The organism is Elioraea sp. (assembly GCF_022842375.1).
Classification (GTDB): domain Bacteria; phylum Pseudomonadota; class Alphaproteobacteria; order Acetobacterales; family Acetobacteraceae; genus Elioraea_A.
The window spans coordinates 18,983-30,714 of sequence record NZ_JALHPR010000036.1; the positions used below are offsets into that span (position 1 = coordinate 18,983).

Annotated in this window: 13 protein-coding genes; 4 read left to right on the plus strand and 9 right to left on the minus strand. The window is 71.9% G+C overall.

The features are described 5' to 3' along the window. Nucleotides 1–118 precede the first annotated feature (118 nt). Genes Q0C38_RS20605 through Q0C38_RS20620 form a run of 4 tightly spaced genes read left to right on the plus strand, consistent with a single transcriptional unit; the run spans nt 119 to nt 4,190 of the window. Complete coding sequence (locus Q0C38_RS20605) at nt 119–1,102, plus strand: metal ABC transporter solute-binding protein, Zn/Mn family (protein ID WP_291299015.1); 984 nt, start codon at nt 119–121, stop codon at nt 1,100–1,102. A gap of 10 nt (nt 1,103–1,112) precedes the next feature. Next, nucleotides 1,113–1,907: a metal ABC transporter ATP-binding protein gene (locus Q0C38_RS20610; RefSeq protein WP_291299016.1), complete on the plus strand. Its 795-nt coding sequence runs from the start codon at nt 1,113–1,115 to the stop codon at nt 1,905–1,907. Between the two features lie 10 nt (nt 1,908–1,917). Then, the gene (locus tag Q0C38_RS20615; RefSeq protein ID WP_291299017.1) at nt 1,918–3,258 is read left to right on the plus strand and encodes a metal ABC transporter permease; all 1,341 of its coding nucleotides are present in this window, start codon (nt 1,918–1,920) and stop codon (nt 3,256–3,258) included. Next, a complete protein-coding gene (locus Q0C38_RS20620; protein ID WP_291299018.1) occupies nt 3,255–4,190 on the plus strand; it encodes a metal ABC transporter permease in 936 nt (311 codons plus the stop codon). Before Q0C38_RS20615 ends, Q0C38_RS20620 begins: the two co-directional genes overlap by 4 nt. On the opposite strand, the gene Q0C38_RS20625 is transcribed toward Q0C38_RS20620, so the two are convergent. From Q0C38_RS20625 to Q0C38_RS20665, 9 genes are all read right to left on the minus strand, one after another. Then, nucleotides 4,165–4,863, minus strand: a complete 699-nt coding sequence (locus tag Q0C38_RS20625) for a class I SAM-dependent methyltransferase (RefSeq protein ID WP_291299019.1) — start codon at nt 4,861–4,863, stop codon at nt 4,165–4,167. The genes Q0C38_RS20620 and Q0C38_RS20625 overlap by 26 nt on opposite strands. Nucleotides 4,864–4,913: 50 nt before the next feature. Further along, nucleotides 4,914–5,846 (minus strand): DMT family transporter, encoded by a 933-nt coding sequence (locus tag Q0C38_RS20630; protein ID WP_291299020.1) that lies wholly within the window; start codon nt 5,844–5,846, stop codon nt 4,914–4,916. A gap of 43 nt (nt 5,847–5,889) precedes the next feature. Then, nucleotides 5,890–6,414, minus strand: coding sequence for a GcrA family cell cycle regulator (locus tag Q0C38_RS20635; protein WP_291299021.1), 525 nt, complete (start codon nt 6,412–6,414; stop codon nt 5,890–5,892). A 138-nt stretch (nt 6,415–6,552) separates the two neighbouring features. After that, nucleotides 6,553–7,503 (minus strand): acetamidase/formamidase family protein, encoded by a 951-nt coding sequence (locus tag Q0C38_RS20640; RefSeq protein WP_291299022.1) that lies wholly within the window; start codon nt 7,501–7,503, stop codon nt 6,553–6,555. A 72-nt stretch (nt 7,504–7,575) separates the two neighbouring features. Next, on the minus strand, nt 7,576–8,358 hold the full coding sequence (locus tag Q0C38_RS20645; RefSeq protein WP_291299023.1) for a heme ABC transporter ATP-binding protein: 783 nt from the start codon (nt 8,356–8,358) through the stop codon (nt 7,576–7,578). Further along, nucleotides 8,355–9,404, minus strand: coding sequence for an iron ABC transporter permease (locus tag Q0C38_RS20650; protein WP_291299024.1), 1,050 nt, complete (start codon nt 9,402–9,404; stop codon nt 8,355–8,357). The genes Q0C38_RS20645 and Q0C38_RS20650 overlap by 4 nt, the downstream gene beginning before the upstream one ends. Continuing rightward, nucleotides 9,401–10,285: a hemin ABC transporter substrate-binding protein gene (locus tag Q0C38_RS20655; RefSeq protein ID WP_291299025.1), complete on the minus strand. Its 885-nt coding sequence runs from the start codon at nt 10,283–10,285 to the stop codon at nt 9,401–9,403. The genes Q0C38_RS20650 and Q0C38_RS20655 overlap by 4 nt, the downstream gene beginning before the upstream one ends. Continuing rightward, nucleotides 10,279–11,328 carry a hemin-degrading factor gene (locus Q0C38_RS20660; RefSeq protein ID WP_291299026.1) on the minus strand — a complete coding sequence of 350 codons (1,050 nt, stop codon included), beginning with the start codon at nt 11,326–11,328 and terminating at the stop codon, nt 10,279–10,281. The genes Q0C38_RS20655 and Q0C38_RS20660 overlap by 7 nt, the downstream gene beginning before the upstream one ends. 30 nt (nt 11,329–11,358) lie before the next feature. Continuing rightward, the coding region (locus Q0C38_RS20665) for an energy transducer TonB (RefSeq protein ID WP_291299027.1) at nt 11,359–11,732 on the minus strand (374 nt) is incomplete at its 5' end.

Here is an 11,732-nt window from a genome sequence, read left to right on the forward strand (position 1 = left end):
GATCGCGAGGCTCACAGCAATCGGCCGCGCATGCAAGCGGGGCTTGACCCGCGGCGTACGTTGCCCACTTATCATTTCGGATAATCAACGACCTTCAAGTCATTGACGAGGTGAAGAGATGAAGAGGTGTTCAAGTGTTGGCCGCCGCGCGCTGCTCGCGGGTTCGGTTGCGGCTGCGCTTCCCGCGATCACGCTGCCCGGTGCGGCGCTGGCGCAGGCCCCTGCCGCGCCGCCACGCGTGCTGTCGACCATCGCGATGATCGGCGATCTCGTGCGCGAGATCGGCGGGGATCGCGTGCGCGCGGAAACGCTGCTCGGCGAGGGCGTCGACCCGCACAGCTACAAGCCGACGCGCGCCGACATCGCGCGGCTGAACGCCGCCGACGCGATCCTCTACAACGGCCTCCTGCTCGAGGGGCAGATGACGGACGTGTTCGTCCGTCTCGCCCGTGGCGGCAAGCCGGTATTTGCCGTGACGGAGCTGCTCGCCGCCGACCAGCTGCTGATCGAGGATGACGGCAAGGACGACCCGCATGTGTGGATGGACGTCACCCTCTGGACCAAGGCCGCAGAACACATCCGCGATGAGCTGGCGCGCCTCACCCCGGCCAACGCGGAGGCTTTCCGCCGCAACCACGCGGGCCTCGCCGTGCGTCTCGCGGCGCTTGATGGCTATGTGAAGCAGGTCACCGGCACGATCCCCGAGAACGCGCGCGTGCTCGTCACCGCGCATGATGCGTTCGGCTATTTCGCGCGCCGCTACGGCATCGCGGTCGAAGGCATCCAGGGCCTTTCGACGGAGGCCGAGGCCGGCCTCAGACGCATCCAGGATCTCGTCGCGATGCTGGTCGAGCGGCGGGTCCCTGCCGTGTTCGTCGAAACATCGGTGAGCGACCGCAACGTGCGCGCCCTGATCGAGGGGGCGGCCGCTCAGGGCCACCGCGTTGCCGTCGGCGGGGCGCTGTTTTCCGACGCGATGGGCCCTCCTGGCAGCTACGAGGGCACCTATATCGGTATGATGGACCACAACGCGACCGTTATTGCCCGCGCGCTCGGCGGCACAGCGCCGGCCAGGGGCCTCAACGGGAGGCTGGCGGGGTGACGCAGCACCGATGAACAACACCGCCGCCCTGCCGATCCCGGCCCTCTCGGTCAGGCATCTGACGGTCGCCTACCGCGAGGCACCGGTGCTGTGGGAAGTCGGCTGGGCGACGCCGTCGTCGGGGCTGGTCGCGATCGTCGGGCCGAACGGGGCGGGCAAGTCGACGCTGATCAAGGCCTGCCTCGATCTCGTGCCGCGGCTGTCGGGCGAGGTGCGCATCTTCGGCCAGCCGCTGGCCGCGGTGCGCCGGCGCGTCGGCTACCTGCCGCAGCGCGCCTCGGTGGATTGGGACTTTCCCGCAACCGCGCTCGATGTCGTGTCGATGGGCCGCTATCCCCGCGCCGGGTGGCTGCGCCCGCTCGGCCGATTCCAGCGCGAGGCGGCGCGGGCTGCGCTCGCCGAAGTGGGGCTGGCCGATTTCGCGTCCCGCCAGATCGGCCAGCTCTCGGGCGGGCAGCAGCAGCGCGTGTTCCTCGCTCGCGCGCTTGCGCTCGAGGCTGATCTCTACTTCATGGATGAGCCCTTCGCCGGCGTCGATGCCGCGACCGAGAAGGCGATCGTCACCGTGCTTCGCCGCCTCGCCGACCAGGGCAAGGCGGTGATCGTGGTGCATCACGACCTCGCCACCGCGCCGCACTATTTCGACCACGTGCTGCTGCTGAACCTGCGCGCCATCGCCTCCGGCCCGATGAGCTCCGCCTTCACGCCCGACAATCTCGCCCGCGCCTATGGCGGACGCCTCTCGCTGCTCGACCAGGCCGTCGCCGCCGCAGCCGGCGCGCCAGGTGCGGCACCCCGGGGATGATGGAAGGGGGATGATGAACGCCGACTTCTTCGCGGCGCTGACACTCTCCCTCGGCCACAACGCTGCCGTCGTGGTGCTCGGCTGTGCCGCCTTCGGTCTCGCGGCGGGGCTTGTCGGCTGCTTTGTTCTGCTGCGCGGCCGCGCCCTGATCGCCGATGTCGCAGCACACGCGACGCTGCCTGGCGTGGCGGCCGCCTTCATCGGCGCGACGGCGCTTGGGCTCGACCCGCGCAATCTCTGGCTGCTGATGGCCGGCGGCGCGCTCTCGGCCGCGCTCGGTGCGCTCGCGGTGCGGGCGGCGGCAGCGACGCGGCGGGTGCGCGACGATGCCGCGATGGCACTCGTGCTCTCCGCCGGGTTCGGGCTTGGCGTCGTGCTCATGTCGGTCGTGCAGTCGCTGCCCACGGGCGGGCAGGCGGGGCTGTCGCACTTCATCCTCGGCCAGGCGGCCGGCCTGGCGGAGGTCGAGGCGCAGACGCTGATCGGCCTCGCACTCGTCGCCTCGGTCATCGCCGTGCTGCTGTTCAACCCGCTGCGCGTCCTCTGCTTCGACGAGGCCTTCGCGGCAGCGTCGGGGCTGCCGGTGCGTGCGCTCGACCTCTCCCTCACCGCGCTGATGCTGCTCGTCACCGTTGCTGGCCTGCGCGCCGTCGGGCTCATCCTGGTCGTCGCGCTGATGGTGATCCCCGCCGTTACCGCGCGGCTGTTGACCGAGCGTCTCTCCATCATGGCCCCGCTTGCCGCCGCGCTCGGTGCTGTGAGCGGCTGGGTCGGCGCGTCCTTCTCCGCGGCAGCGCCTGGGCTGCCCACGGGGGCGGTGATCACCGTCACCGCCTGCGCCCTCTTCCTCATCGCACTGACGCTCTCGCCGACGCGCGGCGTCGTTGCCGCGGGGCTCGGCCGGGCACGGATGGGCTATCGCATCGGGCGTGACCACCTGCTGCGCGGCGCGTGGGAGGAACTCGAGCAGCTTCGGCTGGGTCCGGATGCTCCCTTCGCGACTGCGGCCATCGCCGCGGCCTGGGGGTGGAGCGGGCCGCGCAGCCTCATCGCCGTCACCGCCTTGCGGGCCGCCGGCCTTGTTCGCCCAGCCCATGAGCCCGGCTTCCTGCGCCTGACGCCAGCTGGAATCGTCGCGGCACAGGGCGTGGTGCGCCGCCACCGCGTGTGGGAGCTCTACCTGACGCGGGCCGGCGGGGTGCGCGCCTTCGCCGCCCATCGTGGTGCCGACCTGATCGAGCACACCCTGCCGCCGGACGTGGAGGCGGAGGTCGAGGCCTGGCTCGCCTCCGCTGACCCCGCCATCGCGCGGCTGGCCGTGCCGCCGCCGGTCGAGGGGGCACCAGCGTGAGCGTCGTCGAGTTCATGCAGCTCGACCTCGTGCCGATGCTGGCGGCGATCCTCGCCTGCGTCACCTGCGGGCTGCTCGGCACGCTGCTGCTGCTGACGCGCAATAGCATGATGGGCGACGCGATCAGCCATGCCGTGCTGCCGGGAATCGCCGCGGGGTTCTGGGTGACCGGCACGCGGGCCTCGCTGCCGATGTTGGCCGGCGCGATGGGCGCTGCCGTCGTTGCCGTCGTGCTCATCGGCCTCATTCGGCGCCTTGGCCGCCTCGAACCCGGGGCTGCGATGGGGGTCGTGTTCTCCGGCCTCTTCGCGCTCGGGCTTCTCATGCTCGTCTGGTCGGGGGCCGACCGCGTCGACCTCGACATCGACTGCGTTCTCTACGGCATTCTCGAGACGCTGATCTGGCCCGCGGCCGAGGGGCCGGCCAGCCTGATCGACCCCGTGGCCCTGGCCGCCTTGCCGGAGGAGCTGTGGCTGCTCGCGGGCATGTTCGCGGTCACGCTCACCTGCCTGCTGTTGTTCTGGAAGGAGCTTCGGCTTGCGGCGTTCGACCCGGCCTTCGGCGCGGTGATCGGGTTCGACCCGCGGCCGGTGCGCGCGCTGCTCATGCTGTTGATTGCGGCGGCCTGCGTGGCGGCGTTCTGGGCCGTCGGCTCGATCCTGGTGATCGCGGCGCTGATCGGCCCGCCGGCGATCGCGCGTCTGCTGACCGAGCGCTATGCCGCGCAGTTCCTGCTGGCAGCCGCGGTCGGCGCTGCGATCGCGACGGTCGGTTATCTCGCGGCGGCCCTGGTGCCGGCCGCCCTCGGGGCGGCACAGGGGTTCAACGCGGCGGGGATGATTGCTGTGATGGCAGGGCTGGGCTTCGCGCTCGCCGCGCAGCTATCGCCCTTCAGGCGAGGCGTGGTCAAACAACGTCGCGCGGCACCGTGACCAGCGTGAAGAGGCCGAGCGGGTTGCACGTCTGAAGCGTCGCCGCTGCCATCTGCGCTGGGCTCAGCACCGTATCCATCGCGAAATCAGGGTGCCAGCCAAGCGCGCGGCTGAACGGTGCCACGATCCGCTCGAGGCCGCGGCGGATACCGGGCTTCGGCGCAAGGAAGTGGTTCACAAGCATGATCGTGCCGCCCGGGCGCACCACGCGGCGCATCTCGGCCATCATCCGGCGAGGGTTCGGCACGACGGAGGCGACGAACATCGCCACCGCGGCATCGAAGCTCGCATCGGGGAAGGTCATCGCCTCGGCGTCCATCTCGAGAAGGGCCTCGATCGTCGCCGGCATGCCATCCTGCGCGCGACGCCTGGCCACCTCGAGCATCTCGGGGCTCAGGTCGATGCCGGTGACGCGCTTGGCGGGCGTATAGTGCGGCAGGGCAAGCCCGGTGCCGACGCCGACTTCCAGCACGCGTTCCGCCGGCAACGCGTTGATCGCGGCGACAGCGCGCATGCGGCCGGGGGCGGAGATGAAGCCGAACACGGTGTCATAGACACCGGCCCAGCGGCGGTAGGCGTCACGGACTGCCTGAGCGTCGAGCGGCACGGCTGGCGCGCCCTGTCCCCCACCCTGGCCCCGCTGGGGTTGCCCCCCTTCGATGATCACACTCATGTCCCGCATGGGCTACTCCCTGCCGGGCCGTTCCGCAATGGCCCGATTTCTCACGCCTGCGTTCTCTCGCGCGCCTGGGGTTGGCTGCGCGTCTCGGTCCAGAACACGAACAATCCCCCGGCGGCGACCACCACCGCCCCGATCCCGGCGACCGAATCCGGGAGCTCGCCGAAGAGAAGAAATCCCGCGAGCGTCGCCCAGATCATCTGCGAATAGGCGAAGGGGGCCAGCACGGAGGCCTGCGCCCGCTGGTAGGCGAGGATGAGCAGGAAATGCCCGACCCCGCCGAGCGTGCCGAGGACGGCGAGCAGCGCCCATTGCCCGAGGCTCGGCCACACCCAGAAGAAGGGCACGATCAACGTGGTCAGCGCCGTGCCGGCAACGCCGGTGTGGAAGATCGTGGTGAAGGCATCGTCCACCCCCGCGAGCCGGCGCGTCAGCACAGAGTAGACGGCGAACACCACGGCGGTCGCGACGACCCAGAGGGCTGCCGGGTGCGTCACGCCCGCGCCGGGGCGGATGATGATGAGCACCCCCGCGAATCCCACCAGGATGCCCGTCCAGCGCTGCCAGCCCACCGGCTCCTTCAGCACCCGTGCCGCGAGCAGCGTGACGATCAGCGGGCTGACGAAGCCGATCGCGGTGCATTCGGCGAGCGGCACGTGAACGAGCGCCAACGTGAAGCAGAGATTGGCGACGGTGAGGCAGAGCGAGCGGATTGCCTGCAACCCCGGCGCACGGGTGCGTGGCGGCAGGCGCCGCCCAGTGGCGGCGAGGGCGGCCGAGACCACGATCATGTGGAACAGGAAGCGCGCCCACAGCACCTGCATCACCGGCAGGTCCTTGACCGAGGCCTTGATGGCAGCGTCCATCATCACGAACAGGAACAGCGCGCCAAGCATCAGCCCGATGCCCAGGCCCGGCCTGTCGGCCGGCTTCACGGATGACGTGGTCTCCAGCGCGTCCGCCGGCCTGTCGGTCACCTGTCGGAGGGGCCGTCAGCCCCCACACGATCCGGTGAATGGATCAGGCGGCATCCTCGCGCCGGTCCGGCTTGGCGCGGACATAGGCGAGGGCTGCGTGCTCCTCGCAATAGGGCTTGCCGGCCATCGCCCCCGAGCCACAGAAGCGGAACCCGGACTTGCCTGGCTCGCCGATCGGCCAGCAGCATGAAGCGTTGCCGAAGCGCTGCGTGACCGTGCGCGGCGAGGGGGCAGGAGCGGTCTGCGTCGGCCGCTGCTGCGTACCCATCTGGGAACTCATCTGGGCGTGCGCACTGCCGACCATCTGGCCAAGCGGGCTGCGCGCGGCGGGCAGCATCGGCATCGGCCGCGGCATGGCCGGGCGCGGGGCCGTGCGTGGCGCCCGCGGCGGCAAGGCCTGGCCCGGCACGCGACGAATCGGCGAGGGGCGCGCCGCCAGGTTCAGGCGGTGCGCCTTGCCGACCACGGCGTTCTTCGAGATGCCCATCCGCCGCCCGATCTCGGCGGTCGAATGACCCTCGGCCCAGAGAACTCGAAGCGTGGCAATCGCTTCCTCGGTCCAGTCCATGGCGCGGGCTCCCGCTGTCGTTGGCCTTCCGTCTACCAGATACGGTATCAGAAGCCGGCGTGCTCACACAACGGGTAGTAGGCCGCGCGAGTCCAAAAATCTGTGGACAAGTTCCGGGGGTGCCGGGAGCCATGGGCGTCAGAGCAGCTCCTTGCGCAACATGCCGTGCACGCCTTTCACGCCGTTGACCGTCTGCGTCACCCGGAAATCGGCGGCCATCGAGCAGAACTGGTAGGCGTCGAGCGGCGAGAGGTTCGACCGCGATGCGATGAACGCGATCATCTCGCGCAGCGCCTGCTTCATCGCGAGATCGAGGTCCTCGTTCAGGCCCATCGAGACGTAGTGCGTCTTCGTCTCCGCCCGGGGGAACGTGAGGACGGGGGCCGGGCCGGTCTTCTTGTGCAGGATGAAGGTGAAGGTGCCGTCGAGGCACATCTCCAGCGCGGTGATGCACACCTCGCCATCGCCCTGGACGCCGTGGCCGTCGCCCATCGAGAAATTCGCCCCCGGCACCCACACCGGCAGGAACAGCGTCGTGCCCGCCACCAACTCCTTGTTGTCGAGGTTGCCCGCATGCTCGCGCGGGGGGTTCGAGGCGATCCGCCCATAGACCGGCGGGGGTGCGACGCCCATCACGCCGAAGAACGGGCTCAGCGGCAGCTCGGTGCCCCAGGGCAGCCTGCACGTGTTCCGCGCACGGTCGACCGGGATGTGCAGCAAGCGCGTGACGGGGAAATCCTCCGGCAGCGTGCCGACGAGCGGGCGGACCATGTTGTAGCCCCAGTCAGCACCCGGGCTGATCGCCTCGATCCGCACCTCGAGCATGTCGCCAGGCTCAGCCCCCGCGATGGCGATCGGGCCCGTCAGGATATGCGCGCCGAGCTCCGGCGCCATCGTCGCGTTGATCGCGGCGAGCGCGGGCGGGATGGCAAGCCCACTCTCCGGCGGCGGCATCACCTCGGTGCGGCCCGAGACGCAGGTGACATCGACCGTATCGCCCGAGGCCACCGTCAGCTTCGGCTTCAGCGCCGCATCGAAATAGCCCCAGTGGACGGTCTCGGGCGAGGCGTCGAGGCGGTGCTTGGCCATGGGTGCTCCGGCGTGCGGGAGTGACGGGGATGCCGCATCGCAGCAAGCGCGCCGCCGCGCGTCAACCCACGGTCACGCCTGCGTCGCGAGGAAGGCGAGGTCGCGCGCCCCCTCTCCCGCGAGCCTGCGCACGGCGATGCCCCAGACGCGCGAGACCAGCGCGTCGTCGAGCACGTCGGCTGGAACGCCGTCGGCGATGATCCTGCCCGCCTCCATCACCAGCACGCGGTCGCACCAGCGGGCGGCGAGCGAGAGGTCATGCAGCACGGCGAGCACCGCCGCGCCCGCCCGCGCGCGCGCCGCGGCGGCGGCCAGGATGGCGTGTGCGTGCGCGAGGTCGAGGCTCGCGGTCGGTTCGTCGAGGAACAGCGCCGTACGGGCGGGATCGGGGCCGGCAAGCTGGCAGAGGACGCGGGCAAGCTGCACACGCTGCGCCTCGCCACCCGAAAGCGTTGCCATGCCGCGATGCGCGAGATGCACGACACCCGCTTCCGCCATGGCGGCCGCAACGGCTGCCTCGTCCTCGGCGGCTGCCACCGCACCGGCATGCGGGATGCGCCCGAGCCGCACGACATCCTCGGCCGCGAGGGGAAAGCCGAGCGTGCTCGATTGCGGCAGCACGGCGCGGCGTTGCGCGAGGGCAGTCGGCGCGATCGCCGCGATGGGAACGCCCTCGAAACGGACATCGCCCGTATCGGGGTGCAGCTCGCCCGCCAGCACGCGCGTCAGCGTCGATTTCCCCGCGCCGTTCGGCCCGACGACGCCCGTCACGATGCCGCCCGCGAGCGAGAGTTCCGCCACAGCGAGCAGCGTCCTCCCCGACCGGGCGACGCGGATGCCGTGCGCGGCGATCATGTGCCGTCGACCGCCAGGCGCTGGCGGAGCAGGAGTGCCAGGAAGAACGGCCCGCCGAGCAGTGCGGTGACGAGGCCGATCGGCAACTCCGCGGGTGCCAGCACGGTGCGCGCGATCGTATCGGCAGCGACGAGCAGCGCCGCGCCAATGAGCGCGCTGCCTGGCAGCACCCAGCCATGGTCGGCCCCGCGCGCCAGGCGGCAGAGATGCGGTGCGATCACACCGACGAAGGCGACCATGCCCGACGCCGCCACAGAGGCGCCGACCGCCAGCGCGACGAGCACGACGGCAAGGCGCTTCACCGTCTCGACGGCGATGCCGAGCGTCATCGCCTCGCGCTCGCCCAGGATCAGCGCGTTCAGCGCGCGCGCCAGCAGCGGTGCGGCGATGAGCAGCGGGAGCGACGCCGCCGCGACGATGGCGAGTGTGCGCGGGTTCGCGCCCGCAACGCTGCCCATCGTCCAGAACAGGATGTCGCGGAGTTGCATGTCGTCGGCTGCGAAGATCATCGCCGAGGTCACCGCCCCGGCGAGTGCGTTGAACACGATCCCGGCCAGCAGCATCGCGCCGACCAGCACGCGGCCCTCGACGGTGGCGAGCCGCTGCACAGCGAGCGTGACGACAAGCGCCCCGGCGAAAGCCGCCGCGGCACCTGCATGCGGGGCAAGCGCCGCGGGAAGCAAGGCGGCGCCGAACACGATCGAGGTCACCGCCCCCATCGCCCCGCCGGCCGAGACGCCGAGCAGGCCAGGGTCGGCCAGCGGGTTGCGGAACAGCCCCTGCATCACCGCCCCGCCGGCACCGAGCACGGCGCCGACCACGGCGGCGAGCAGGGTTCGGGGCAGGCGCAGCGTCAGCACGATCGCCGCATCGCGCGGCGCAGCGGCATCGCCCATCAGCACCGCGAACACGCGCGCGGGCGAGAGCGCAACGGGCCCGGTCGCCAGCGCCGCGAGAAGCGTCGCGGCAAGCAGGGCAGCGAGGAGCGCAAGGGCCGCGCGCGTGCCGAGCCGCCGTCGTTGCGGCAATGCGAGCGCGGGGCTCACGCTGCGTCCTTCAGCCACGGACGCTCGGGCAGCGGAGGCAGCGCACCGTCGCCATGCAGGGCAGCGGCGAGGTCGCGCGCGGCATGGGCGGCGCGCGGGCCGAAGCCCAGCAGGTAGAGGCTGTCGAGCGCGATGATCCGCCGTGCGCGCGTGGCCCGCAGCAGCGCGAGCGCCGGCGAGGCTGCCAGCGCCTCGATGCCGCCGATGGCGGAGAGGGTGTGCGTCGTCGTCACCACCGCATCCGGCTCGGCGGCCAGCAGCGCCTCGGCAGCGACGGGCTTGTAGCCGCGATAGCCGGTGACGGCGTTGCGCGCACCGGCGAGCGCAAGCATCGACGCCGCCGCCGTTCCCTCGCCAGACGCCTGCGGCGCGCCGCCGCCGACGGCGAGCACGAAGACCGCCGACGGGCGCCGTGGCAGCAGCGCGACCGCGGTCGCGAGCGCGGTGAAGTCTGCCGTGATCGCCGCTGCCATCGCCTCGCCCGCCGCCTCGCGGCCGAGTGCGGCGGCGACCAGGCGGACCGCGGCCGCGAGCGAACCCGCGCCAGTGATCTGCGGTGCGCGCACGACCGTCACGCCGCTGCGCATGAGCTGCGCGACCGCCTCGGGGGGACCTGCCTCATGCGCGAGCAACAGGAGGTCGGGCGAGACGGAGAGGACACCTTCGGCGCCGAGCGCGCGCAGGTAGCCGACCTGCGGCAGCGCGCGCAGCCGCGTCGGGAACAGTGCCGTGCTGTCGACGGCAACGATCTCGGGCCCGGCGCCCAGCGCCGTCGCGATCTCGGCGATGCCGCCGCCGGCGATCACCACGCGCCGCGAGGCCGCATGCGTCGGCACGGCGGCGAGCAGCGGCAGGGCGAGGGCCGCGCGACGGCTCAGCATTGCAGCGCCTCCGCCGCCGCAACGGTGGTGGCGAGTGTGCGCCAGGCCTCGTCCTCGCGCTCTCCCGGCTTGCGCTTGCCGAACAGCATCAGCACGAGTTGGTCATCGGCATCGAAGGCCTCGATGGCGGTGACGATGCCGTCCGAGGTCGGCTTCCGCACGAGCCAGGCGGAGGCGACCTTGCCGGTGTGCAGGTGCAGGTTGAAGCGCGGGTCGAGAACGTTGAACCACGGCCCCATGGTCTCGATGCGCCGCACCGGGCCGGTGTGGATCTGGATCGTTCCGGGGCTGTTGACAAAGACCATCACCGGCAGCGCCGATTCCGCGGCCGCCTCGAGCGCGCGCACCGGCGCCGCGGGGCCGATGCGGCGCGCGAAATCCTCACCTGCATGGCGCATCGCCTGCGCGCGCGTGACGCCGAAGCGCCGCAGCAGGCGGACGAAGTCGTGCGTGTCGGTGAGCGCCGCCCAGGCCGCGCGCAGGCCCGCACCGTCGATGGCGCCGTCGTCGGCAGGAGCAGGGGCAGGCGCTGGCGCGGCGAAGGCGGGGCATTCCTGGTCGTCGTGCGCGAGGCGCGTGGCGATGGCGCCGAAGGCCACCGCGTCGGTCCGCTCCGTCACGAACACCTTGTGCATCGCGATGCCGGCCGCGTCGAACACCTGCACCGAGCCGCGCGGGCTGCCCGGCTCGCCCGCCGGCACGAACCAGGCATGCGCCCAGTGCGCGAGGAAGAGCCTGAGGTCGATCTCCTCGCCGAGGATGAGGCCGACCTTGCCGTGGATCTCCGCAGCCCCGTAGGTGCCGTGGCGCTCGTGCACCACGGCCTCGTTCCGCGTCAGCGCCATCACGTCGCCCGATGCCGAGATGGCGCTGAGCACAGCTGGCCAGCCGGGTGCAAGCCGTACGGCACCGGGCAGGGCGGCGACAATGGCGGCCTCCGGCACGCCGAGCGTCGCCGCGGCGTCGCGCACGCGAAGCTGGGGCCGCTCCGCCTTCAGCGCGGCGAACCGTTGCGGCAGCGATGTCTGTGCTTCGGCGTGCATCGTCACTCTCTCCTCGCTCCTGATGTCATCTCAGCCAAGCCGGAACCGCACCGGCACCTCGACCCAGGCCGGTACCGCGCGGCCACCCACCGCGGCGGGCATGAAGGCCCAGTGGCGCACCGCCTCGAGCGCGGCGCGGTCGAGCAGCGTCGCGCCGGACGAACGGTGCAGCACCACCTCGCGCGTCGTGCCGTCCGGCGCGATCAGCACGCGGACGAGCACCGTTCCCTCCAGCCCGCGCGCGACGGCAGCCTGCGGGTAGGTTGGCGGCCGCGGCGGGCTCCGGAATCCCGGGTTGGTGACGAGGATCGGCAGGCCCGGGTCGTTCCCGCCGGCCGAGGCGTCGCTCGCCGCGCCCGTGCTGCCTGCCGCCGATGCGGCGCGCTGCGGCGATGGCGTGGCGC